The sequence below is a fragment of the Pseudomonas sp. S2_A02 genome, from assembly GCF_054668495.1.
In genome coordinates this window covers 5,196,875-5,222,090 of sequence record NZ_CP162776.1, presented here as the reverse complement: position 1 = coordinate 5,222,090, position 25,216 = coordinate 5,196,875, and the positions used below count along the sequence as shown (strand labels likewise).

19 protein-coding genes are annotated in these 25,216 nt (G+C 60.0%); 11 read left to right on the top strand and 8 right to left on the bottom strand.

The window, feature by feature from the left end; all coding sequences use genetic code 11:
* Nucleotides 1-57: 57 nt before the first annotated feature.
* The 6 genes from AB4O41_RS23840 to edd all read right to left on the bottom strand — a co-directional run bounded on the left by AB4O41_RS23840 (nucleotide 58) and on the right by edd (nucleotide 8,104).
* The gene (locus tag AB4O41_RS23840) at nucleotides 58-1,365 is read right to left on the bottom strand and encodes an ABC transporter substrate-binding protein (protein ID WP_007902368.1); all 1,308 of its coding nucleotides are present in this window, start codon (nucleotides 1,363-1,365) and stop codon (nucleotides 58-60) included.
* A 117-nt stretch (nucleotides 1,366-1,482) separates the two neighbouring features.
* Nucleotides 1,483-2,742 (bottom strand): D-mannose isomerase, encoded by a 1,260-nt coding sequence (locus tag AB4O41_RS23835; protein WP_460144916.1) that lies wholly within the window; start codon nucleotides 2,740-2,742, stop codon nucleotides 1,483-1,485.
* A gap of 234 nt (nucleotides 2,743-2,976) precedes the next feature.
* Nucleotides 2,977-4,446, bottom strand: a complete 1,470-nt coding sequence (locus AB4O41_RS23830) for an ATP-binding protein (RefSeq protein ID WP_460144915.1) — start codon at nucleotides 4,444-4,446, stop codon at nucleotides 2,977-2,979.
* Complete coding sequence (locus AB4O41_RS23825; protein ID WP_007903365.1) at nucleotides 4,436-5,167, bottom strand: response regulator; 732 nt, start codon at nucleotides 5,165-5,167, stop codon at nucleotides 4,436-4,438. Before AB4O41_RS23825 ends, AB4O41_RS23830 begins: the two co-directional genes overlap by 11 nt.
* Before the next feature lie 160 nt (nucleotides 5,168-5,327).
* Nucleotides 5,328-6,281 (bottom strand): glucokinase, encoded by a 954-nt coding sequence (locus tag AB4O41_RS23820; RefSeq protein ID WP_460144914.1) that lies wholly within the window; start codon nucleotides 6,279-6,281, stop codon nucleotides 5,328-5,330.
* The gene (gene edd / locus AB4O41_RS23815) at nucleotides 6,278-8,104 is read right to left on the bottom strand and encodes a phosphogluconate dehydratase (RefSeq protein WP_218397901.1); all 1,827 of its coding nucleotides are present in this window, start codon (nucleotides 8,102-8,104) and stop codon (nucleotides 6,278-6,280) included. Before edd ends, AB4O41_RS23820 begins: the two co-directional genes overlap by 4 nt.
* Nucleotides 8,105-8,323: 219 nt before the next feature.
* Here edd and gap point away from each other — a divergent pair, with 219 nt between their 5' ends.
* The 3 genes from gap (at nucleotide 8,324) to AB4O41_RS23800 (ending at nucleotide 11,419) form a co-directional block, all read left to right on the top strand.
* The gene (gene gap, locus AB4O41_RS23810) at nucleotides 8,324-9,325 is read left to right on the top strand and encodes a type I glyceraldehyde-3-phosphate dehydrogenase (protein ID WP_008013978.1); all 1,002 of its coding nucleotides are present in this window, start codon (nucleotides 8,324-8,326) and stop codon (nucleotides 9,323-9,325) included.
* Nucleotides 9,326-9,405: 80 nt separating this feature from the next.
* Nucleotides 9,406-9,870 (top strand): methylglyoxal synthase, encoded by a 465-nt coding sequence (locus AB4O41_RS23805; RefSeq protein WP_007903352.1) that lies wholly within the window; start codon nucleotides 9,406-9,408, stop codon nucleotides 9,868-9,870.
* 217 nt (nucleotides 9,871-10,087) lie between these two features.
* Entirely contained in the window at nucleotides 10,088-11,419 is a 1,332-nt protein-coding gene (locus tag AB4O41_RS23800; protein ID WP_460144913.1) for a CoA transferase, read from the top strand.
* Nucleotides 11,420-11,549: 130 nt separating this feature from the next.
* On the opposite strand, the gene AB4O41_RS23795 is transcribed toward AB4O41_RS23800, so the two are convergent.
* Nucleotides 11,550-12,410 carry a DNA-3-methyladenine glycosylase family protein gene (locus tag AB4O41_RS23795; RefSeq protein ID WP_460144912.1) on the bottom strand — a complete coding sequence of 287 codons (861 nt, stop codon included), beginning with the start codon at nucleotides 12,408-12,410 and terminating at the stop codon, nucleotides 11,550-11,552.
* Nucleotides 12,407-13,834, bottom strand: a complete 1,428-nt coding sequence (arcD, locus tag AB4O41_RS23790) for an arginine-ornithine antiporter (protein ID WP_460144911.1) — start codon at nucleotides 13,832-13,834, stop codon at nucleotides 12,407-12,409. The genes AB4O41_RS23795 and arcD (AB4O41_RS23790) overlap by 4 nt, the downstream gene beginning before the upstream one ends.
* A gap of 444 nt (nucleotides 13,835-14,278) precedes the next feature.
* On the opposite strand from arcD (AB4O41_RS23790), the gene arcD (AB4O41_RS23785) reads away from it, so the two are divergent.
* The 8 genes from arcD (AB4O41_RS23785) (at nucleotide 14,279) to gcvP (ending at nucleotide 25,015) form a co-directional block, all read left to right on the top strand.
* On the top strand, nucleotides 14,279-15,706 hold the full coding sequence (arcD, locus tag AB4O41_RS23785; RefSeq protein ID WP_460144910.1) for an arginine-ornithine antiporter: 1,428 nt from the start codon (nucleotides 14,279-14,281) through the stop codon (nucleotides 15,704-15,706).
* Between the two features lie 35 nt (nucleotides 15,707-15,741).
* Entirely contained in the window at nucleotides 15,742-16,998 is a 1,257-nt protein-coding gene (arcA, locus tag AB4O41_RS23780) for an arginine deiminase (protein ID WP_038981971.1), read from the top strand.
* Between the two features lie 69 nt (nucleotides 16,999-17,067).
* The gene (locus AB4O41_RS23775) at nucleotides 17,068-18,078 is read left to right on the top strand and encodes an ornithine carbamoyltransferase (RefSeq protein ID WP_008005440.1); all 1,011 of its coding nucleotides are present in this window, start codon (nucleotides 17,068-17,070) and stop codon (nucleotides 18,076-18,078) included.
* A 182-nt stretch (nucleotides 18,079-18,260) separates the two neighbouring features.
* The gene (gene arcC / locus AB4O41_RS23770; RefSeq protein WP_460144909.1) at nucleotides 18,261-19,190 is read left to right on the top strand and encodes a carbamate kinase; all 930 of its coding nucleotides are present in this window, start codon (nucleotides 18,261-18,263) and stop codon (nucleotides 19,188-19,190) included.
* A 12-nt stretch (nucleotides 19,191-19,202) separates the two neighbouring features.
* A complete protein-coding gene (locus AB4O41_RS23765; protein WP_460144908.1) occupies nucleotides 19,203-19,565 on the top strand; it encodes a DUF5064 family protein in 363 nt (120 codons plus the stop codon).
* A 235-nt stretch (nucleotides 19,566-19,800) separates the two neighbouring features.
* A complete protein-coding gene (locus AB4O41_RS23760) occupies nucleotides 19,801-21,309 on the top strand; it encodes a sigma-54-dependent transcriptional regulator (protein WP_460144907.1) in 1,509 nt (502 codons plus the stop codon).
* Nucleotides 21,310-21,767: 458 nt separating this feature from the next.
* Nucleotides 21,768-22,151 (top strand): glycine cleavage system protein GcvH, encoded by a 384-nt coding sequence (gcvH, locus tag AB4O41_RS23755; protein ID WP_460144906.1) that lies wholly within the window; start codon nucleotides 21,768-21,770, stop codon nucleotides 22,149-22,151.
* Nucleotides 22,152-22,162: 11 nt separating this feature from the next.
* Nucleotides 22,163-25,015 carry an aminomethyl-transferring glycine dehydrogenase gene (gene gcvP / locus AB4O41_RS23750; RefSeq protein WP_460144905.1) on the top strand — a complete coding sequence of 951 codons (2,853 nt, stop codon included), beginning with the start codon at nucleotides 22,163-22,165 and terminating at the stop codon, nucleotides 25,013-25,015.
* Nucleotides 25,016-25,216: the final 201 nt, after the last annotated feature.

Here is a 25,216-nt window from a genome sequence, read left to right as displayed (position 1 = left end):
GGGCAAGCCCGACTCCCACATAAACCCATTCCCACAGGGGACACGCGGTGTCAGGAGTTACTGGGCAGCTTTGACGGCCGACGCCAGTTGCTTGCTGGCCGTCGCCGGGTCAGCGTTCTTGTCGTTCATGAAGTTGGTGACCACATCGAAGATCGCGCCCTGCACGGCCAGGGAGGTGGCCATGTTGTGCGCCATGCTTGGTTGCAGGCCGCCAGTCTTCTCGTCAGCCAGGAAATCCTTGGCGGACGCTTGAGCGCAAGAATCGAAGCCCAGCGCGCTCATGTCGTTAAGCATGTCGGTACGCACCGGGATCGAGCCTTTGTTGATGCTGAAGACTTTCTGGAAGTCTTTGCCCAGAGCGACCTTGGCCAGGTCTTGTTGGGCGGCGATGTCGCCTTTGCGATCGGCTTTGAGCTTGAATACAGCCATCGAGTCGATGTTGTAGGTGAAGGCTTTTTCGGTGCCCGGGAACGGCACGCACTGGTAGTCCTTGCCTGCGACTTTCTTCGCGGCGGTCCATTCGCTCTTGGCCCAGTCGCCCATCATCTGCATGCCGGCCTTGCCGTTGATGACGTCGGCGGCCGCGATGTTCCAGTCACGACCGGCGCGGTTCGGGTCCATATAGCCGGTGATTTTTTTCAGCTCGGTGAAGGCCTTGGCCATCTCGGGGCCCGAGAGGGTTTTCTGATCCAGGTCGACCAGCGCTTTCTTGTAACCGTCTGCGCCCATGACCGAGAGCACCACATCTTCAAACACAGTGCTGTCCTGCCAAGGCTGGCCACCGTGAGCGAGCGCGATGAAGCCGGCGGCTTTGAGCTTGTCGCCAGCGGCATAGAATTCTTCGAGGGTGGTCGGTGCTTTTTCGATCCCGGCTTTCTTGAAGACTTCCGGGTTGATCCACAGCCAGTTGACGCGGTGGATGTTCACCGGCACGGCGACGTAATCGCCTTCGTATTTCACGGTGTCGGAGACTTTCTTGATCAGCAGGTTATCCCAGCCTTCGGACTTGGAAACCTCTTTGAGGGTGTCGGTGCTGAGCAGGCCTGTGCTGCCCCACTCCTGGATGTCCGGCCCCTTGATCTGGGCAACGCCCGGCGGGTTACCGGCCACGGCGCGGCTTTTGAGTACGGTCATGGCTGTGGAGCCGCCACCGCCGGCGACTGCGCCGTCTTTCCAGGTGAAGCCGTCTTTTTCGACTTGAGCCTTGAGTACATCGACGGCCGCTTTTTCACCACCAGACGTCCACCAGTGAACGACTTCCACCGAACCTTTGGCATCGGCGGCAAGGGCACTGACGGGGAATGCAGCAACGGGAAGCAGTGAAGCGAGAGAAATGACAGTAGCGAGGCGAGAAATCGCATTCATCTAGTAGTACCTTTCTTGTTGTTATGCATGCAAGTCTGGTGCTTGCGCTGCATAGGATTCTAAACAGGGGATGCCCCTTCGCAGGTAACGAAGGGACGCGTGAATGTCACCACATGGTTACACAGCAACGCTCTGCGACAATTGCGCCAGCGCCGTGGCCATGCTCGGGGCCAGCGGCAGGCGTGGGATCAAAACGGCTTGCCAGGCGTGATACAGGTCGGGTTTGCCGGCCCAGATATCGGCACTCGGACGGTTCAGCGGATCGAGTTCGTGATGCCAGCTGCCATCGCAGCGGTCAATGAAGTGACTGTCACAAAATTCCCAGAACAGTCGGTACCAGTGCTCGTATTGCTCGTCACCGGTGCGTTTGAGCAGCGCACTGGCGGCGGCGCTGGCTTCGCAATGAGTCCAGTGCAGGCGATGACGAACCACTGCGCGATTATCCCAGTCGAGGGTGTAGACAATGCCCGGCGCACCGTCGACATCCCAGCCGTGACGGCAATTGTGCTCGAAGAGTTTTTGCGCATCGGTGGCGAGCCAGCCCGGCGTGAGTATCCCGGCCTGTACACGCGCTGCTTCAAGATGCAGCAACAGCCGCGCCCATTCGAAACCATGGCCCGGCGTGGTGCCGTAAGGGCGAAAACCGTCGGCCGGATTGTCGTGGTTGTATTCGCGCAGCGGCTGCCAGTCGCGGTCGAAATGCTCGACCACCAGATAGTCATTGGCCGCGGCGTGATCGTGAATGACGCGCTCGACGATGCGCTGGGCGCGAATCAGCCAGCGGTTGTCCTCGGTGACATCGGCCAGGGCGAGAAAGGCTTCGGTAGCGTGCATGTTGCTGTTCGCGCCGCGATAGGCTTCCTCGTCACTCCAATCGCGGTTGAAGGATTCGCGCATGGCGCCCTCCTCCTCGCACCAGAAATGCGTGTCGATGATATGGATCGCATCATCGAGCAAGGCTTGTGCACCGGGGCGTTGAGCGACCACTGCAGAACTCGCGGCCAACGCCACGAACGCATGCAGGTAAGCGGCTTTGCCGGTATTGCCATCGCGGTGTTCGGGCGTGGCGAACCAGCCTCCGTGTTTGGCATCACGTAGCGGCCCACTGAGGGCCTGGATGCCGTGATCCACCAGCTCGGCAAAACCCGGCATACCCTGGATGTGGGCCATGGCGAAGCTGTGGGTCATGCGGGCGGTGTTCATGGTTTCGGCTTGCGCGTTCGCCGGCAGGCGACCCTTTTCATCGAGGTTGCCGAAACCTTCGGCACGCTTTGAAGCCTTGGCGAATCCCAGCAGGCGCAGGCCTTCAGCGGCGAGCCATTGCTGATGGGCAGGCGCGTTCAGCCAACTGCTGAAGGCGGGTTGGAAGGTGTCCATGGGAGTACCTTTTTTGTTGTTATGACTGGGGGCAGTCTAAACAACGAGCGGTGACGGGCAGGTAACGAAGGGGGCGAGTTATGTCACCGAGTTGTGACATTTGCCTTGGAGAATGCGTTGATTGATCTGACGCCATCGCGGGCAAGCCCGCTCCCACAAGGTTATGCACATACCTTGAAAATGCAGGTAATCCTGTGGGAGCGGGCTTGCCCGCGATGAACGATAACGCGGTCTTTAGTCAACACTGCGCGGCAACTGCAACGTCACCCGCAACCCGCCTTCACGCAGGTTTTGCAGGCTGACTTCACCGCCATGGCTGTGGGCAATGTTGCGCGCGATCCCCAGCCCCAAGCCATAACCCTGCTGCTGCCCGGCCAAGCGGAAGTGCGGCTCGAACACTTGCTCCAACCGCTGCTCCGGTACGCCCGGCCCTTCATCGTCGACATGCAGGACAAACGCGCTCTCGTCATCATCGATATGCAAATGCGCGTTCTGCCCATACTTCAAGGCGTTGTCGATCAGGTTGCCGATGCAACGCTTGAGCGCCAATGGCTTACCGGGATACGGCGCCAGCGCGCGCCCCTGCTGGGTCACGCGGCCATTGCCGTTGGGCGCCAGATACGGTTCCACCAGACAGTCGAGCACATGGTTGAGGTCCACCGGTTCGATGTTTTCATGGATGTCAGTGTCTTTCACGCATTGCAACGCGCCTTTGACCAGCAACTCCAGCTCATCCAGATCACGGCCGAACTTGGCTTGCAGCTTTTCGTCTTCAAGCAATTCGACCCGCAGTCGCAGCCGGGTAATCGGCGTGCGCAAGTCATGGGAAATCGCGCTGAACAATTGGCTGCGTTCGGTCAGGTAACGGCTGATGCGCTCACGCATCGCATTGAAGGCGCGGCCCACTTCCACCACTTCACTGCCGCCGCCCTCGGCCACCGGTTCGACTTCGGCACCGAGAGACATATCCCGCGCCGCTCGCGCCAGTCGCTTGAGCGGTCGGCTCTGCCAGTGCACCAACAGGCCGATGAACAGCAGCAGGAAACCGCTGGTGAGCACGATGAACCAGACCTGCTGCGCCGGCAGGCCTTGTTCTTCAAGGCTGGTGTAGGGCTCCGGCAACAGTGAGGCGATGTACAGCCATTCACCCGGTGCCATCTGGATTTGCGTGACCAACACCGGCGGGTTCACCGGTTCCAGGGTCAACGCGTAATGCGCCCAGGAGCGCGGCAACTCATCGAGTTTCAGGCCACCGTTGAAAATCCGCAGGTCTTCGGGGCTGACGAACGTCACTGAGATATCGATGTCCTGACCCAGCGACTCGCGCAGCACTTCACCCACCGCTTTGAGCACCGCTTCTTTGCGCGGGGTGATCGGCAGCACTTCCATGCCCAAGGGTTTGTCGTTGAGCGTCACCACGAATCGGGTGCCACCCATGCTGCGCAATTGATCAAGCACCAGCGGTCGAAACGCCACCGGCAACGAGCGGAAATAACTGACGCTGGCCGTCATCGAATGGGCCAGGCTGCGGGCACTGGTGACCAGGCCTTCAAGCTGCGTGGCGCGCAATTGCGAAACCCAGATCACGCTCGACAGCGCCTGGGCGAACAGCACCGCCAGCAGGGTCAGCAACAACATTCGTCCGAGCAGCGAGCGCGGCACCGGCACCCGCCCGGCGAGCTTGCGCAGGAACTCAGTGACCATTGCTGGCAACCACGTTGGCTGCCAATTGGTAGCCACTGCCACGCACGGTGCGGATCAGCCGTGGCGGTTTTTCGGTGTCACGCAGGCGCTGGCGCAAACGGCTGACCGCCATGTCGACGATGCGATCCAGCGGCATCAAGTCACGGCCACGGGTGGCGTTGCCGATGGTGTCGCGGTCGAGGATTTCCTGAGGGTGATCGAGGAACAGTTTCAGCAGCGCAAAATCGGCGCCTGAGAGAATCACTTCCTCGCCGTCGATGTGGAACAGTCGATGGCTGACCATGTCCAGACGCCAGTCGTCGAAAGCCAGCACTTCGCTGCCGGAACGCTCCTGGCCGAACTGCGCGCGGCGCAACAAGGCTTTGATGCGCGCCTGCAATTCACGGGGGCTGAAGGGTTTGCCAAGGTAGTCGTCGGCGCCCAGTTCCAGGCCGATGACGCGGTCGGCCTCGTCGGAGCTGGCGGTGAGCATGATAATCGGCACCTGGGCCTGACGCGGGTGCTGACGGATCCAGCGACAGAGGCTGAAACCGTCTTCGTCCGGCAGCATCACGTCGAGAATCACCAGATCGCTCGGTGCCTCGTTCAAGGCCTGACGAAAACCTGCTCCATCAGGCGTGGTGCGCACCTGGAAACCGGCCCGGGTCAGGTAGGTGTCCAGCAACTCGCGTATCTCTTGATCGTCATCGACCAACAAAATCGACTTGTTGACTGAGCTCACGGGGCGGCGTCCTTGTTGTTTGAATTGGGCGGATTATGCCTGATCGTGCGTAAATTCGATCGTTCCCACGCTCTGCGTGGGAATGCTTCAAGGGACGCTCCGCGTCCAGTGACGCGGAGCGTCACGGGCTGCATTCCCACGCAGAGCGTGGGAACGATCATTACTGCGCCTGATCCAGAGCCACACCCGCGCCCACCAACCCGGAATACGGCGCCGTCACCAGCCACACCGGAATGCCTTTGAAGTAATCGCTCATGCAACCCTTGTCGGCGAAGCACCGGGCGAAACCACTTTCAATGAAGAAATCGGCAAACCGTGGAATCACGCCGCCAACGATGTACACACCACCCCGTGCACCGGTGGTCAGCACGTTGTTGCCGGCCACGCGACCGAGCCAGCAGCAGAACTGCTCGAGCACTTCCAGGGCAATCGGATCGCCCGCCAGCCCGGCCGCCGTAATCGACTCAGGCGTGTCGAGCACAGGCGTGTGACCGTCCACCGCGCAGATCGCCCGGTAGACTCGCGGCAAACCACTGCCGCTCAATGCCGTTTCAGCACTGACATGGCCGATCTCGTTGAAGATGTGCTGCCACAGTTGGGTTTCTCGCGGGCTGCTCAGCGGCAGGTCGACGTGACCGCCCTCCCCCGGCAACGGGGCAAAACGGCCCTCGCCCAGATCGAGCAATGTGCCCACGCCCAGGCCAGTACCCGGGCCGATCACTACCGCCGGCCGCAACGGTTCCGGCGTGCCTTCGCAGACCACCCGAAACTCGCCCGGTTGCAAGCGGGTCATGCCTAGCGCCATTGCCGAAAAATCGTTGATCAACAGCAGTTGATCCACCTGCAAGGTCTTGCAGAAACCCTTGCGACTGAGCCGCCAGTGATTGTTGGTGAACTTGAATTCATCGCCGCTCACGGGGCCTGCCACCGACAGGCACACCGAACCGATCGAACCCGGCGCCAGACCGAGCCCGCTCAGGTAAAGCGCAATGGCTTCCTCCGGGCTGGCGTGGTCTGCCGTCGCCAGCACCTGGACCGATTCCAGCTGCTGGTTTTTCCACAACGCGAAACGTGCGTTGGTGCCACCGATGTCACCGACCAAAGCCAGTTTCAATTAAGCGTCTCCAGGGCAGAAGTAAAGGCGCTGGCGCCCTGCTCTGCGGAGCTGAAGGCCATGCGCATGAAACCAAACAGTTCGCGACCGCTGCCAATGTTGTTGCCCAACAGGCCCTTGGCAGGTTCGCGCGCTGCGAATTCTTCGGCGTCCACCTTAAGCTCCAGGGTGCCTTTGACGCCATCGACGCGGATGATATCGCCCTCTTGCACCCGCGCCAAAGCGCCGCCCACATAAGCTTCGGGGCTGACGTGAATCGCCGCCGGGATTTTCCCCGAGGCGCCGGACATGCGTCCATCAGTCACCAACGCGACTTTGAAGCCGCGATCCTGCAGCACGCCGAGGAACGGCGTCATCTTGTGCAGTTCCGGCATGCCGTTGGAGCGCGGCCCCTGGAAGCGCATCACCGCGACGAAATCCTTCTCCAGCAGACCGGCCTTGAACGCATCGGCCAGGTCCTGTTGATCCTGGAACACCATCGCCGGTGCTTCGACGACCTGGTTTTCCAAAGCGACGGCGGAAACTTTCATCACGCCGCGGCCGAGGTTGCCTTCCATCACGCGCAAGCCACCCTCTGGCGAGAATGCGCGAGCGACCGGACGCAGAATGTTTTCGTCGAGGCTTTCGATCGGACCTTCGCGCCAGACCAGTTCACCGTTATCGAGGAACGGTTCCTTGGTGTAGCGGCTCAGGCCGTGGCCCAGCACGGTGTTGACGTTTTCGTGAAGCAGGCCGGCTTCCAGCAGTTCGCGGATCAGGAACGACATGCCGCCCGCCGCCTGGAAGTGGTTGATGTCGGCTTTGCCGTTCGGGTACACGTGGCTCAGGGTCGGCACCACCTCGGAGAGGTCGGCCATGTCCTGCCAGGTCAGTTGAATGCCCGCGGCCATGGCGATGGCCGGCATGTGCAGCGTGTGGTTGGTCGAACCGCCGGTGGCGTGCAGGGCCACGATGGAGTTGACCAGCGAACGCTCGTCGACGATTTCGCCGATCGGCATGAAGTCGCCGTTCTGCTTGGTCAAGCGGGTGACCTGGTGCGCCGCTTCACGGGTCAAGGCATCGCGCAACGGGGTGTTCGGGTTGACGAACGAGGCGCCCGGCAAGTGCAGGCCCATGACTTCCATCAGCAACTGGTTGGTGTTGGCGGTGCCGTAGAAAGTGCAGGTGCCAGGGCTGTGATAGGACTTCATCTCCGATTCCAGCAGCTCTTCGCGAGTCGCCTTGCCTTCGGCGTAACGCTGACGCACATCGGCTTTCTGCTTGTTGGAAATGCCCGAAACCATCGGCCCGCCCGGCACGAAAATCGTCGGCAGATGACCGAACCGCAACGCGCCCATCATCAGGCCCGGCACGATCTTGTCGCAGATGCCGAGCATCAGCGCACCATCGAACATGTTGTGGGACAGCGCTACAGCGGTGGACAGCGCGATCACTTCGCGGCTCGGCAGGCTCAGTTCCATGCCGGGCTCGCCCTGGGTCACGCCATCGCACATCGCGGGGGTGCCACCGGCGAACTGGCCGACGGAGCCGATTTCGCGCAGGGCTTTTTTGATCTGTTCCGGGAAGACTTCGTACGGCTGGTGCGCCGAGAGCATGTCGTTATATGACGAAACTATTGCGATGTTGGCGGAGTTCATCATCCGCAGGCTGTGCTTGTCGTCGCTGCCACACCCGGCCACGCCATGGGCGAAGTTGGCGCATTGCAGCTTGCCGCGCATCGGGCCGTCGCTGGCGGCGCCGCGGATCAATGCAAGGTAAGCCTCACGCGTGGTGCGGCTGCGGGCGATAAGCCGTTCGGTGACCTCAAGGACGCGGGGATGCATGTGTAGAACTCCAGGCTAACGGATGTGGCGACCTGATTGTCTATGCTGATCAAGCACCGCTGTGATTGGGATGACAGACGGTTTTCTTGATCATTCGGACCAGTTGATTCAGGTCACTCGTTGTAGATAAAACAAAATATTGCCACTAAAAAGGCTTGTTTTCTATTTTTTTGCGAATAATCTTGTAATTCCAACAACAAAACGACGGCGGCGCTGTAAATGACTCTTCGAATTGCAATCAATGGTTTTGGCCGTATCGGCCGTAATGTCCTGCGCGCACTGTATACCCAAGGTTATCGTCAGGATCTGCAGATCGTAGCGATCAACGATCTGGGCGACAGCTCGATGAATGCCCATCTGCTCAAGTACGACACCGTTCACGGCACATTCGATGCCGATGTCCAGCACGATCAGGAAAGCCTGACCGTCAACGGCGACCGTATTTCGGTCAGCGCCATTCGCAACCCGGCCGAACTGCCTTGGGCCGCGGAAAAGGTCGATGTCGTGTTCGAATGCACCGGTCTGTTCACCGACCGTGCCAAAGCCGCCGCGCATATTACGGCCGGCGCGCGCAAAGTGATCATCTCGGCCCCGGCCAAAGGCGCTGACGCCACCGTGGTATATGGGGTTAACCACGACATTCTGCGCCAATCGCACCAGATCATTTCCAACGCCTCGTGCACCACCAACTGCCTGGCCCCAGTGGCCCAGGTGCTGCATCGCGAGCTAGGCATCGAAAGCGGTCTGATGACCACCATCCATGCCTACACCAACGATCAGAACCTGACCGACGTCTACCACACCGACCCGTACCGCGCCCGTTCCGCCACCCAGAACATGATCCCGAGCAAGACCGGCGCCGCTGAAGCGGTAGGCCTGGTGCTGCCGGAACTGGCGGGCAAACTGACCGGCATGGCGGTGCGTGTACCGGTGATCAATGTGTCGCTGGTGGACCTGACCGTGCAGCTCAAGCGCGAAGCGTCGGCCGATGAAGTCAACGCGATGCTCAAACAAGCCAGCCAGCACTCGAAGATCCTGGGTTACAACACCCTGCCGCTGGTTTCCAGCGACTTCAACCACAACCCGCTGTCGTCGATCTTCGACGCCAACCACACCAAGTCCAGCGGCAAGCTGCTCAAAGTGCTGGCCTGGTACGACAACGAATGGGGCTTCTCCAACCGCATGCTCGATAACTGCCTGGCGCTCTGCAACGCCGAGTAAGCGTCTCACTCTACGTTGAGCGCGGTGAAACGCCGAAAAATGCGTCGTCCCAGGCGCATTCTCGGCAGGAGAAGCAAGCGATGATCGGTATCAGCTTTACGCAAAAAACCCTGGCCGCGCGCAAGCGTATCGCCCTGGTTGCCCACGACCACTGCAAAGTATTTTTGCTGGATTGGGCCGAGCGGCAGAAAGACAAACTCGCGCAACATGAACTGGTCGCCACCGGCACGACGGGGTTGTTGTTGCAACAACGCCTCGACCTGCCGGTGGAAAGCATGATCAGCGGTCCGCTGGGCGGTGATCAGCAACTGGGCGCGCGTATCGCCGAGCAGCGGGTCGACATGCTGGTGTTCTTCTGGGACCCGTTCGAACCGCAGCCCCATGACCCGGATATCAAGGCGCTGCTGCGGGTCGCGGCGGTGTGGAACATCCCGGTGGCCTGCAACGAATGCAGCGCCGATTACCTGCTCAGCAGCCCGTTGATGGATCAGGCTCACGAACACCGCATCCCGGATTACGCGACCTATCTGCTGGGGCGTGGGTAAAGCGTGACCCGTTCCGGGCGTAGCAACAATCACAAATCCTGTGGGAGCTGGCTTGCCTGCGATGGCGGTGTGTCAGCCGAATCTCTATTGGCTGATACACCGCCATCGCAGACAAGCCAGCTCCCACAGGGTCAAGTATTCGGCCGGCGATCGGCGTTTTCATCTAATCGAGCGGTATTTTGATCTATGCTCGGGCTCTCGTTCCGGAGGGCCTTCGATGACTGATTTACTCACGTCCATTCAAGCCACACTCGGCTTGCCGCACACCCCAATCCCGTTCAAATCGAGCGGCGCCCTGCCCTCGGCGTTTGCCGTCACTGACCTTGCCTGCGCGAGCATTGCCGCTGCCGGTCAGGCTGTCAGTGAGTTACTGCAACAACACACCGGCCGTTTGCCTGCCCTTGAAGTCGACCGCCGCCTGGCGTCGTTCTGGTTCGCAACGTCGATCCGCCCCGTGGGCTGGAGCGTCCCGCCGTTGTGGGACCCGGTTGCCGGTGACTATGCGACCAAGGACGGCTGGATCCGCCTGCACACCAACGCGCCTCATCATCGTGCCGCTGCTGAAAGCGTGCTCGGCGCCTGTGTCGACCGCGCCGCGATGGCGAGCAAGGTTGCGCAATGGGTGAAAAGTGATCTGGAGCAGGCCGTTGTTGATGCCGGTGGATGTGCGGCCGAAATGCGCAGCTGGGCGCAATGGCAAGCGCATCCCCAAGGTTTGGCGGTGAACGCCGAGCCGTTGATTCAGTTCAGCGCCGACAACAGCCAAAACCTCAAACCGTGGAGGGGTTCGGTGGCGCAACCGCTGGCCGGGATCAAGGTGCTGGACCTCACGCGCGTGCTCGCGGGGCCCATCGCCAGCCGCTTTCTCGCAGGGCTCGGCGCCGATGTTTTGCGCATCGACCCACCAACCTGGAACGAACCGGGCGTGGTGCCGGAAGTCACTTTGGGCAAACGTTGTGCGCGTCTGGATCTGCACGACAAGACTGATCGCGCGGTGTTCGAAAGCCTGCTCAAGGACGCCGATATCTTGCTCCACGGCTACCGCGCCGACGCATTGGAAAGGTTGGGCTACGGCGTCGCCGTGCGTCGAAAACTGGCGCCGGGCCTGATTGATGTGTGCCTCAACGCCTACGGTTGGAGCGGCCCCTGGCAGAACCGTCGAGGGTTCGACAGTTTGGTACAGATGAGCAGCGGGATTGCCGAAGCAGGGATGCAGTGGAAGAAGGCAAACAAACCGACACCGCTGCCGGTACAGGCGCTAGATCACGCCACCGGGTATTTGATGGCAGCTGCGGCAATCAAGTTATTGGGACGTGGCGGGTCGGCCAGGTTGTCGTTGGCGCGGACCGCCAAGTTGCTGATTGAACATGGCGCGGGGACCGATGAGGCGTTGCGGGCGGAGGATGACAACGATCAAGGGATGTTGGTTGAGCAGACACCTTGGGGGCCGGCCCATCGGCTGCAGGTGCCACTGAAAATCACCGGAACTCCGTTGCAGTGGGCACTGCCGGCCGGGGAATTGGGTTCCCATCGCGCGCAGTGGTGGTGACTGTTCTGCCCCCTTCGCGAGCAAGCCCTCTCCCACATGTGATCGCATTCCTTCAAGGAAACTCGGTCAACTGTGGGAGCGGGCTTGCTCGCGAAGGGAGCCGAAAAGTCACTACACATCTCAGCTCAGCTCAATCCGGTCGGCTCAGCGATGTCCAAAGCACCTGCGCCGCATACCCTCGCCAGGGCCGCCAAGCCTCGGCCCGTGCCCACAACTCCCGAGCCGTCACCGCTCGACCTTCCAGCGCCGCCAGCGAATTGATCAACCCCACATCCCCACTCGGAAATGCATCCATCTCCCGCAACTGTCGCAAGGCAATGTATTGCGCCGTCCAGTCACCAATCCCGTGCAATGCCAGCAACCGCGCCACACCGCCTTCCCTCGGCTCAAACAACAAGGGATCATCCAGCAACGCCTGAGCCACGCCGGACAAGGTCCGACCGCGACTTTTCGGCATCCCCAACATTGCCAGATCCGCAGCTGCCAATGTGGCAGCATCAGGAAACACATGACTCAACCCCGGCATCGGCGACTGCAATGGCTGTCCATATTGCACCACCAGTCTCCCCGCCAACTTAATCGCCGCGACCACGCTAATCTGCTGCCCCAACACCGCACGAATGGCCAACTCCAGCCCATCCCAAGCCCCGGGCACTCGCAGCCCCGGACGGGCGGCAATCAAGCGCGCCATTAACGGATCAACCGCCAGTTGTCGATGAATGGCTGGCAAATTTGCGTCCAGATCAAACATCCGCCGTAGCCGCGCGACAATCTCCGGCACTGCCGCTGAATCAGGAAAATCCAGCGTCACTTCCAGCACATCGCCCGTCCCTGGCCTGACCGAAATCACCCCGTGAACACCGTTCAAGCCGATGCTGCGCGAGTACACCCCATCGACCACGGTTTCCATCCCGACCACCGCCCGCGCCGACAAGAAGCTCTGCATCGCCGACCAGTCATAAGGCGGTTGATACGCCAGCAATAACCTCACAACGACAACAATCCGCTATACAAGCCATAGGCCGCCAACCCCGCCCCGGCAACCACACAGCTGAAAATCCCCTTCTCCACCAACGTAAACAGCGGCTCGCCCTGTTCCCGCTTGGCCTTTGCAAACAGAATCACCCCCGGTGCATACAACAACGCCGAGAGCAGCAGGTATTTCACCCCGCCGGCGTACAACAACCAAACCGCGTAACACAGGGCAATGCCGCCGATCAGCAAGTCTTTCGTGCGCTCGGCCGAAGCATGCTCATAGGTTTCCCCTCGACCGCTCAACAACACCGCATACGCCGCCGACCACAGATACGGCACCAGAATCATTGATGAAGCGAGGTAAATCAGGCTGGTGTAAGTGCCGGCGGAAAACAGCGTAATCAGCAGAAAAATCTGGATCATCACGTTGGTCAGCCACAGCGCATTGACCGGCACATGGTTGGCGTTTTCCTTTTGCAGGAACGCCGGCATGGTCTTGTCCCTGGCCGTGGCGAAGAGGATTTCGGCGCACAGCAGCGCCCACGACAACAACGCCCCCAGCAGCGAAACAGCCAGACCGACGCTTATCAGCACCGCGCCCCAATGACCGACCACGTGTTCCAGCACCGCGGCCAGCGACGGGTTCTGCAACGTGGCCAATTCCGGTTGGCTCATGATCCCAAGAGATAACACATTCACCAGCACCAGCAATGCCAACACACTGATAAAACCGATGACCGTCGCCCGGCCCACGTCCGAACGTTTCTGCGCCTTCGCCGAATACACGCTGGCGCCTTCAATGCCGATGAACACGAACACGGTGACCAGCATCATGTTGCGCACCTGATCCATCACACCGCCGAAATTCGGGTTGCTGCGGCCCCAGATGTCACGGGTAAAGATGTCCGCCTTGAAGGCCACGGCGGCGATGACGATGAACATAATCAGCGGCACGATCTTGGCCACGGTGGTCAGTTGATTGATGAACGCCGCTTCCTTGATCCCGCGCAGCACCAGAAAATGCACCGCCCACAGCAGCACCGACGCGCAGCCGATGGCGATTGGCGTGTTGCCCTGGCCGAAGACCGGAAAGAAATAACCGAGGGTACTGAACAGCAATACGAAATAACCGACATTGCCCAGCCAGGCGCTGATCCAGTATCCCCAGGCAGACGAGAACCCCATGTAATTGCCGAATCCGGCCTTGGCGTAGGCGTACACCCCGGAGTCCAGTTCGGGTTTGCGATTGGCCAGGGTCTGAAAGACGAAGGCCAGGGTCAGCATGCCCACGGCAGTGATCGCCCAACCAATCAATATCGCCCCGGCATCGGCTCGCGCCGCCATGTTTTGCGGTAAGGAAAATATCCCGCCACCAATCATCGATCCCACCACCAAAGCGATCAGCGCACTCAGGCGAAGCTTTTGCGTCGGTTGCGACATTCGTGCCTCTCCATTTCCCCGCTGCACTATCGCCGCGAGACCATCACATAGTCGGTTTTTAACTAAATAGATAAAGCGTAATAACGTCTATCAATTAACGCCAATGCTGTCTTTTTATAACTGATCACGCTATCGAACCTATTTGGAAATAGCGGTTTTATCGGAAAATCCTAATAATTCCATGCCCCTGCAAAATCAATGACCAATACTTGCCAAAACAAGAAAACAAACTAGCGTGTAAATCTCAACTGATACGCTTTATTTCTTTCACTTTTTAACCGAGGCCTCTGGAAAGGGCTTTCCGGGATTTAGCCTTATGCCTGCCAAAGAGGCATAAGTCTTTAGTTAACAATGGAATGTGACCATGAATTGATCTAAGTCAGATGATTGAACAGCTAACGAAATTAACCTGTTGTTTCTCTTCTCCTGCATTGGAGTCATGCAATGTCTGAATCCCCCGGAAAACTGAAACTCGGCGCACTGGTTGCTCTGGTTGTCGGCTCGATGATTGGTGGCGGGATTTTTTCCTTGCCCCAGAACATGGCCGCCAGTGCCGACGTCGGCGCCGTTCTTATCGGTTGGGCAATTACCGCGGTGGGCATGTTGACCCTGGCCTTCGTGTTCCAGACCCTCGCTAATCGAAAACCTGATCTGGATGGTGGTGTTTACGCCTACGCCAAGGCCGGTTTCGGCGATTACATGGGTTTCTCGTCTGCATGGGGTTACTGGATCAGTGCCTGGCTGGGCAACGTCGGTTACTTCGTTCTGTTGTTCAGCACCCTCGGCTACTTCTTCCCCATTTTTGGGGAGGGCAATACTGTAGCTGCCGTGATCGGTGCGTCGGTGCTGCTCTGGGGTGTGCATTTCCTGGTATTGCGCGGCATCAAGGAAGCGGCGTTCATCAACCTGGTGACCACCGTCGCCAAAATCGTACCGTTGCTGCTGTTTGTCCTGATCGCTGTTTTCGCGTTCAAACTGGACATCTTCACCGCCGACATCTGGGGCGTGAAAAACCCGGACCTGGGCAGCGTGATGAACCAGGTGCGCAACATGATGCTGGTCACTGTGTGGGTGTTCATCGGTATCGAAGGCGCAAGCATTTTCTCGGCCCGTGCGGAAAAACGCAGCGATGTGGGTAAAGCCACCGTCATCGGTTTCATCACCGTGCTGCTGTTCCTGGTGCTGGTGAACGTGCTGTCGCTGGGCATCATGACCCAACCGGAATTGGCGAAACTGCAGAACCCGTCCATGGCCGCGGTGCTGGAACATGTGGTCGGTCATTGGGGCGCAGTGCTGATCAGCGTTGGCCTGATCATCTCATTGCTCGGTGCTCTGCTGTCATGGGTGTTGCTGTGTGCGGAGATCATGTTCGCCGCCGCCAAGGACCACACCATGCCGGCCTTTTTGCGCCGCGAAAACGCCAATCATGTGCCGGTCAATGCGCTGTGGCTGACCAACGCCATGGTCCAGTTGTTCCTGATCATCACGCTGTTCTCGGCCAGCACTTACCTGTCGCTGATCTACCTCGCCACCTCAATGATTCTGGTGCCATACCTGTGGTCGGCGGCTTACGCGCTACTGTTGGCGGTACGCGGCGAAAGTTATGAAAACGCTATAGCCGAGCGCAGGAAAGACCTGTTCATCGGCGCCGTCGCGTTGATTTACGCGGTCTGGCTGATCTATGCCGGTGGCGTCAAATACCTGCTGCTCTCCGCCCTGCTCTATGCGCCCGGCGTGATCCTGTTCGCCAAGGCCAAGCTTGAAGTCAACAAACCGGTTTTCACCAACGTCGAGAAGCTGATTTTCGCAGCAGTCGTCGTGGGCGCCCTGGTGGCAGCTTACGGGCTGTATGACGGCTTCCTGACTCTGTAACACCTCACCCATTTGTCATCTGGAGGATCACTGTAATGACCACCGAAAAAGTTAAGTACGGCGTCCATTCCGAAGCCGGCAAACTGCGCAAAGTCATGGTTTGCTCCCCAGGCCTGGCCCACCAGCGGCTGACCCCGAACAACTGCGACGAACTGCTTTTCGATGATGTGCTGTGGGTTGCCCAAGCCAAGCGTGACCATTTCGACTTCGTCACCAAGATGCGTGAACGCAACATCGACGTACTGGAAATGCACAACCTGCTGACCGACATCGTTGCCATCCCTGAAGCGCTGGACTGGATTCTGGAACGCAAGATCACCGCCAACTCGGTCGGCCTTGGGCTGGTCAACGAAACCGGTTCCTGGCTGCGTAGCCTGGAGCCGAGGAAAATTGCCGAATTCCTGATTGGCGGTGTCTCCGCCGATGACCTGCCGGACAGCTTCGGCGGCAAGACCATTCAGATGTTCCGCGAATTTCTCGGTCACTCCAGCTTCATTCTGCCGCCGCTGCCCAACACCCAGTTCACCCGCGACACCACCTGCTGGATCTACGGTGGCGTGACGCTCAACCCGATGTACTGGCCGGCGCGCCGTCAGGAAACGTTGTTGGCCACGGCCATCTACAAATTCCATCCGCAATTCACCAACGCCGACTTCCAGATCTGGTACGGCGATCCGGATCAGGACCATGGCAGCGCCACCCTTGAGGGCGGCGATGTGATGCCGATCGGCAACGGCGTGGTATTGATCGGCATGGGCGAGCGTTCGTCCCGCCAGGCCATCGGTCAATTGGCGGTCAATCTGTTCAAGAACAAAGCGGTCGAACGTGTGATTGTCGCCGGCCTGCCGAAGTCCCGCGCAGCGATGCACCTGGACACCGTGTTCAGCTTCTGCGACCGCGACCTTGTGACCATTTTCCCGGAAGTGGTGAACCAGATCGTCGCTTTCAGCGTACGCCCTGATGAAAGCAAACCGGGCGGCGTCGATATCCGCCGCGAAGAAACCAGCTTCCTCGACACCGTGGCCAAGGCCCTCAACCTGAAAGCGTTGCGCGTCGTCGAAACCGGCGGCAACAGCTTCGCCGCCGAACGCGAGCAATGGGACGACGGCAACAACGTGGTGGCCGTGGAGCCCGGTGTGGTGATCGGTTATGACCGCAACACCTACACCAACACCCTGCTGCGCAAGGCTGGCATCGAGGTCATCACCATCAGCGCCGGTGAACTCGGTCGCGGGCGTGGCGGCGGCCACTGCATGACCTGCCCGATCATTCGCGACCCTATCGACTATTAACTTTCAAACCCTGGCCGCCGCTTATCCAGCGCGGCCCGGGGGATAACCGATACCAAAGGAGATCCAATCATGGCTTTTAATATGCGCAACCGCAGCCTGCTGAGTTTGATGCACCACACCACTCGCGAGCTGAACTACCTGCTGGACTTGTCCCGTGACCTCAAACGCGCCAAGTACACCGGCACCGAGCGTCCACACCTGCAAGGCAAAAACATCGCGCTGATCTTCGAAAAAACCTCGACCCGCACCCGTTGCGCCTTCGAAGTCGCGGCCCACGATCAGGGCGCGCACGTCACCTACATCGACCCGGTGTCGTCGCAGATCGGCCACAAAGAAAGCATGAAAGACACCGCCCGCGTGCTCGGGCGGATGTTCGATGCCATCGAGTACCGTGGCTTTGAACAGGAGATTGTCGAAGAGCTGGCGAAGTTCGCCGGCGTGCCGGTGTTCAACGGTTTGACCGCTGAATTCCACCCGACGCAAATGATCGCCGACACCCTGACCATGCGCGAACACAGCGACAAGCCGCTGCACGACATCAGCTACGCCTACCTCGGCGATGCCCGCTACAACATGGGCAATTCACTATTGATGATCGGCGCCAAACTCGGCATGGACGTGCGCATCGCCGCACCGAAAGCGCTGTGGCCACATCAGGACTTCATCGATCAGTGCAAAGCCTTCGCCGAGGAAAGCGGCGCGCGCATCACCATCACCGAAGACCCGAAAGAAGCGGTCAAGGGCGTGGACTTCATCCACACCGACATCTGGGTGTCGATGGGCGAGCCGGTGGAGGCGTGGGACGAGCGCATCGAGCAACTGCTGCCCTACCAGGTCAACGCCGACATGATGAAAGCCTCGGGCAACCCGCGCGTGAAATTCATGCACTGCCTGCCGGCGTTCCACAACAGCGAAACCAAGGTCGGCAAAGACATCGCCGCGCGCTATCCGCACCTGGCCAACGGCGTCGAAGTGACGGAAGAAGTCTTCGAATCGCCGGCCAACATCGCCTTCGAGCAAGCGGAAAACCGCATGCACACCATCAAGGCGATTCTGGTGTCGGCGTTGGCGGATATCTAAAGACCGATCCGGTTCCTCCTGCAGGAACAAAGCCCCTGTGGGAGCTGGCTTGCCTGCGATGGCATCGCCTCGGTCTGTCAGATACACCGAGGTGATGCCATCGCAGGCAAGCCAGCTCCCACATTGACCGAGTTCCAACCGGGGCCGAATCGCCCGCAACCTCTGTTTAGAAGGACTGCATTATGCGTATCGTCGTTGCTTTGGGCGGTAACGCCCTGCTCCGCCGGGGTGAACCCATGACCGCGGACAATCAGCGCGCCAACATCCGGATCGCCACCGAACAGATCGCCAAGGTTTATTCCGGCAACCAACTGGTGATTGCCCACGGTAATGGCCCGCAGGTCGGCCTGCTGTCGCTGCAAGCGGCGGCCTACACCCAGGTTTCCGCTTATCCGCTGGACGTGCTCGGTGCCGAAACCGAAGGCATGATCGGCTACATCATTGAACAGGAACTGGGCAATCTGCTGGACTTCGAAGTCCCGTTCGCCACCCTGCTGACCCAGGTCGAAGTCGACGCCAACGACCCGGCGTTCCAGGCCCCCAGCAAACCCATCGGCCCTGTCTACACCAAGGCTGAAGCGGAAAAACTCGCTGCCGAAAAAGGCTGGGCGATTGCTCCGGACGGCGACAAGTTCCGCCGCGTGGTGGCCAGCCCAAGACCGAAACGCATCTTCGAAATCCGCCCGATCAAGTGGCTGTTGGAAAAAGGCAGCATCGTGATTTGTGCCGGTGGTGGCGGCATCCCTACGATGTACGGTGCCAGCGGTAAACTGCAGGGCGTGGAAGCGGTGATCGACAAAGACCTGTGCTCGGCGCTGCTGGCCGAACAGCTTGAAAGCGATCTATTGGTGATCGCCACCGACGTCAGCGCGGCGTTCATCGACTTCGGCAAACCCACCCAGAAAGCCATCGCCCAGGCCCATCCGGATGACATGGAAAAACTCGGCTTCGCGGCCGGCTCCATGGGACCAAAGGTCCAGGCGGCCTGCGAGTTCGCCCGCCATACTGGAAAAACCGCAGTGATCGGCTCACTCTCGGACATCGAAGCGATCGTCCAGGGCAAGGCCGGCACACGTATCAGCACGGCGACACCTGGCATAACTTACTTGTAAGGAGAGACGTCAATGGCAACGTTTGAGCCCGGTCATCTGCACATCGAGCGCCACGCGCTGACCCCGGATGATGTCAGTTACAACGTCCGCCTCGACTATGAGGTCATGCAGGATCCCAAGAAAGGCAAAGGGATACAGTTCACCCTGCACGGCAGCATGCAGGGCAAGGACATGTCGGAGACCTTCTTTCTACCCAAGGAGGAGGCTTACAACTTCGCCAACAATGTGACGAAAATCGCCGAGAAGTACGGAATCCCGAAGGCACACAGCCAGATCGGCTCGGTTCACAAGCATTACGATTTAATGTTTGAAGACATCCGGAAGCAGTTGGACATGAAATCCGGCGACCCGGTAAACCTCGAGAACTTTGAGTAAACCCGCCCTGCACCGGGCACACATTTCATGTACGCCATCAATCAACTGTGGGAGCGAGCCTGCTCGCGATGACGATCTGACCATCAACATGAACGTTGATTGATAGACCGCATTCGCGAGCAGGCTCGCTCCCACATTTGGTTCTGTGGTGACGTGAAGTCCTGCGCAGGATTTCACCATTGGCCCGCCCCAAGGCATACTTGCCACCCTCCGCACTCCAGAACCCAACCGCCCCATGCGTATCCACGTCAGCTTCATCGACCGCGTCGGCATCACCCAGGAAGTCCTGGCCCTGCTCGGTGGGCGCAATCTCAATCTGGATGCGGTGGAAATGGTGCCGCCCAACGTCTACATCGACGCCCCGACCTTGAGCCCGGCAGTGCTCGAAGAGCTGCGCGACGCGCTGTTCAGCGTGCACGGCGTGCAAGCGGTGACGGTGGTCGACATCCTTCCCGGCCAGCGCCGTCACTTGCAACTCGATGCGTTGCTCGCCGCCATGACCGACCCGGTGCTGGCTCTGGACAGCGCTGGCAAGGTGCTGCTGGCCAACCCGGCGCTGATTGCCCTGTACGGCCGCGAACCGGCGGGTGAAAGCATCAGCGAGCTGTTTGCCGACCCGGCGCTGCTCGACACGTTGCTGGAAAACGGCTTCCGCCTGCCGCTGCGCGAGATCACCGTCAACGGCCAGACCCTGCTGCTGGACGCCACGCCGATCACCGATGCCGGCGCCCTGCTGACCCTGTATCAACCGAACCGCATCGGTGAACGCCTCTCGGCGCTGCACCACGACCACGCCGAAGGTTTCGATGCCTTGCTCGGCGAATCCCCGGCCATCCGTACGCTCAAGGCTCGCGCCCAGCGAGTCGCAGCCCTCGATGCACCGTTGCTGATCCAGGGCGAAACCGGCACCGGTAAAGAACTGGTGGCCCGCGCCTGCCACGCCATCAGCGCCCGCCACAGTTCGCCGTTCCTGGCCTTGAACTGCGCGGCACTGCCGGAAAACCTCGCTGAAAGCGAACTGTTCGGCTACGCCCCCGGCGCCTTCACTGGTGCGCAACGGGGCGGTAAACCGGGGCTGATGGAACTGGCCAACCAGGGCACGGTATTTCTCGACGAGATCGGTGAAATGTCGCCGTACTTGCAGGCGAAATTACTGCGCTTTCTCAACGACGGCAGCTTCCGACGGGTCGGTGGCGATCGCGAAGTGAAGGTCAACGTGCGGATCCTCAGCGCGACCCACCGCGACCTGGAAAAAATGGTTAGCGAAGGCGCCTTCCGCGAAGATCTGTTCTATCGCCTCAACGTGCTGAACGTCGAAGTCCCGCCCCTGCGCGAACGTGGTCAGGACATTTTGCTGCTGGCGCGCTACTTCATGCAGCAGGCCTGCGCGCAGATCCAGCGCCCGGTCTGTCGCCTGGCCCCCGGCACCTACCCGGCGCTGTTGGGCAATCGTTGGCCGGGTAATGTGCGGCAATTGCAGAACGTGATCTTCCGTGCCGCGGCGATTTGCGAAAGCAGCCTGGTGGACATCGGCGACCTCGATATCGCCGGCACCTCCGTGGCGCGCCAGAGCGACAGCGAGGTCGACAGCCTTGAACAGGCCATGGAAGAGTTCGAGAAAACCCTGCTGGAAAAGCTCTACGTCAGCTACCCCTCGACCCGCCAACTGGCCAGCCGCCTGCAAACCTCCCACACCGCGATTGCCCATCGGTTGCGTAAGTACGGCATACCCAATAAGCCGTAAGACTTGTGGCTGAAACACAAATCCTCTCAACGCCACAAAACCCTGTGGGAGCGGGCTTGCCCGCGATGGCTATCTAACATTCGGCAGAGGTTGAATGTAATGGCCTCATCGCGGGCAAGCCCGCTCCCACAGGTTCTGCGCTGTTTTCAAAATCGTCTTTAAAAGCGACCTCCATCTGTACTGAAAGCGCTACAGTGGAATGATATCGCTACACCCTCTCCCGATCACCGCTGTCGCAAGGCTTTGATCCACCTCAGCTTTTTTATTCAGTCCGCGCTGTAGCGATTTCGCTACAGCCAGCTTTTTCAAGTCTTTCATAAAAACAAATAACTTATTGATTTATAAAGAATAAATAACATTGGCCGCGTTTTTGCTTAGTAACCACCCATAAAGCAGGGCTTTTTGCCCAAGCATTCAATCGCGCCCACCAGACGAGTCTGGCCCCCTTAGGAGTTTCCATGAGCGAGTTGCGTTTTACTGAAGATCACGAATGGCTGCGCACCGAAGCTGACGGCACCGTCACAGTCGGCATCACTGCTTTCGCACAGAACGCCCTGGGCGACGTGGTTTTCGTACAACTGCCTGAGCTGCAGTCCTACGACAAAGGCGCTGAAGCCGCCACCGTGGAATCGGTAAAAGCCGCTAGCGGCGTGTACATGCCACTCGACGGCGAAGTGCTGGAAGTGAATCCGGCGCTGGACAGCAGCCCTGAACTGGTCAACGAAGATCCGCTGGGCGAAGGCTGGTTCTTCCGCTTCCAGCCAAGCGACGCCTCGGCTGTCGGCCAACTGCTGGATCAAGACGCTTACGACCGTCTGATCAAAGCCAACGCTGAAGCCTGAGGAGCGCTGACATGACTCAAGTCAATCTGACGACCGCCAACGAATTCATCGCGCGCCACATCGGCCCGCGTTCCGGCGACGAGCAAGCCATGCTCAACAGCCTGGGTTTTGACTCCCTGGAAGCCCTGAGCGCCAGCGTCATTCCCGACAGCATCAAAGGCACCAGCGTCCTCGGCCTGGAAGACGGCCTGAGTGAAGCGGATGCCCTGGCGCTGATCAAATCCATCGCCGGTAAAAACCAGCTGTTCAAAACCTACATCGGCCAGGGCTACTACGGCACTCACACGCCATCGCCGATCCTGCGCAACCTGTTGGAAAACCCGGCCTGGTACACCGCTTACACCCCATACCAACCAGAAATTTCCCAGGGCCGTCTCGAAGCGCTGCTGAACTTCCAGACCCTGATCAGCGACCTGACCGGCCTGCCGATCGCCAACGCCTCGCTGCTCGACGAAGCCACCGCCGCTGCCGAAGCCATGACCTTCTGCAAACGCCTGAGCAAGAACAAAGGCAGCCACGCGTTCTTCGCCTCGGTGCATTGCCACCCGCAAACCCTCGACGTGCTGCGCACCCGTGCCGAGCCGCTGGGCATCGACGTGGTGGTCGGCGATGAGCGCGAACTGAGCGACGTGACGCCATTCTTCGGTGCTTTGCTGCAATACCCGGCCAGCAACGGTGACGTGTTCGACTACCGCGAACTGACCGAACGCTTCCACGCGGCTAATGCGCTGGTCGCAGTCGCGGCTGACCTGCTGGCGCTGACCGTGCTGACTCCGCCAGGCGAATTCGGCGCTGACGTGGCCATTGGCAGCGCGCAACGCTTCGGCGTGCCGCTGGGCTTCGGTGGTCCGCACGCGGCCTATTTCTCCACCAAGGACGCGTTCAAGCGTGACATGCCGGGCCGTCTTGTCGGCGTTTCCGTGGACCGTTTCGGCAAGCCGGCCCTGCGCCTGGCCATGCAGACCCGCGAGCAACATATCCGTCGCGAGAAAGCCACCAGCAACATCTGCACCGCCCAAGTGCTGCTGGCCAACATCGCCAGCATGTACGCCGTGTACCACGGCCCGAAAGGCCTGACGCAAATCGCCAAGCGCATTCATCACCTGACCGCGATCCTCGCCCAAGGCTTGAGCGCATTGGGCCTGACCGTCGAGCAAACCAGCTTCTTCGACACGCTGACGCTCAAGACCGGCGCGCAAACAGCTGCCTTGCACGACAAGGCGCGTACTCAGCAGATCAACCTGCGTGTTGTAGATGGCGAGCGTCTGGGCCTGTCCCTGGACGAAACCACTTCGCAAGCTGATGTGGAAACCCTGTGGACCCTGCTGGCCGACGGCAAGGCGCTGCCAGACTTCGCCGCATTGGCCGCAAGCATTGAAAGCACGATCCCGGCCGCGCTGGTGCGCCAATCGCCGATCCTCAGCCACCCGGTGTTCAACCGTTATCATTCGGAAACCGAGTTGATGCGCTACCTGCGCAAGCTCGCCGACAAGGACCTGGCCCTCGATCGCACCATGATCCCGCTGGGTTCCTGCACCATGAAACTCAACGCCGCCAGCGAAATGATCCCGGTGACCTGGGCCGAATTCGGTGCCCTGCACCCATTCGCCCCGGCCGAGCAAAGCGCCGGTTATCAGCAGCTGACCGATGAACTGGAAGCGATGCTCTGTGCCGCCACCGGTTACGACTCGATCTCCCTGCAACCGAACGCCGGTTCCCAAGGTGAATACGCGGGCCTGCTGGCGATCCGTGCGTACCACCAGAGCCGTGGCGAAGACCGTCGCGACATCTGCCTGATCCCGTCGTCCGCTCACGGTACCAACCCGGCCACCGCCAACATGGCTGGCATGCGTGTGGTCGTGACCGCCTGCGATGCCCGCGGCAACGTCGACATCGAAGACCTGCGCACCAAGGCCATCGAGCACCGCGAACACCTCGCGGCATTGATGATCACTTATCCGTCGACCCACGGCGTGTTCGAAGAAGGTATCCGCGAAATCTGCGGGATCATTCACGACAACGGCGGCCAGGTGTACATCGACGGCGCCAACATGAACGCCATGGTCGGCCTCTGCGCACCGGGCAAGTTCGGCGGCGACGTGTCCCACCTGAACCTGCACAAGACCTTCTGCATTCCACACGGCGGTGGCGGCCCGGGCGTCGGCCCAATTGGCGTCAAGTCGCACCTGACCCCATTCCTGCCGGGCCACGCCCAGATGGAACGCAAGGAAGGCGCGGTCTGCGCGGCACCGTTCGGCAGCGCGAGCATTCTGCCGATCACTTGGATGTACATTCGAATGATGGGTGGCGCGGGTCTCAAGCGTGCTTCGCAATTGGCGATCCTGAATGCCAACTACATTTCCCGTCGCCTCGAAGAGCATTACCCAGTGTTGTACACCGGCAGCAACGGCCTGGTGGCGCACGAATGCATCCTCGACCTGCGTCCGTTGAAAGACAGCAGCGGCATCAGTGTCGATGACGTCGCCAAGCGCCTGATCGACTTCGGTTTCCACGCCCCGACCATGTCGTTCCCGGTGGCCGGCACGTTGATGATCGAACCGACCGAAAGCGAATCCAAGGAAGAACTGGACCGCTTCTGCGACGCCATGATCCGCATCCGCGAAGAAATCCGCGCGGTGGAAAACGGCACGCTGGACAAGGACGACAACCCGCTGAAAAACGCACCGCACACCGCCGCGGAAATCGTCGGCGAGTGGACTCACCCGTACAGCCGCGAGCAAGCGGTGTATCCGGTTGCGTCGCTGATCGAAGGCAAGTACTGGCCACCGGTCGGCCGCGTCGACAACGTCTTCGGCGATCGCAACCTGGTTTGCGCCTGCCCGTCGATCGAAAGCTACGCTTAAATCTGCGTGGGGCGGTTAATCCGCCCCACTCAAGAACACCGCATATCCCCTTGTGGGAGCGGGCTTGCTCGCGAAAGCGGTGGGTCAGACAACATTGATAGTGACTGATCCACCGCTTTCGCAAGCAAGCCCGCTCCCACAGGGATTTGTGCCAAGCCTCAACTTCCGCCAATTCCTATAACAAGAAACCGGAGAACAACC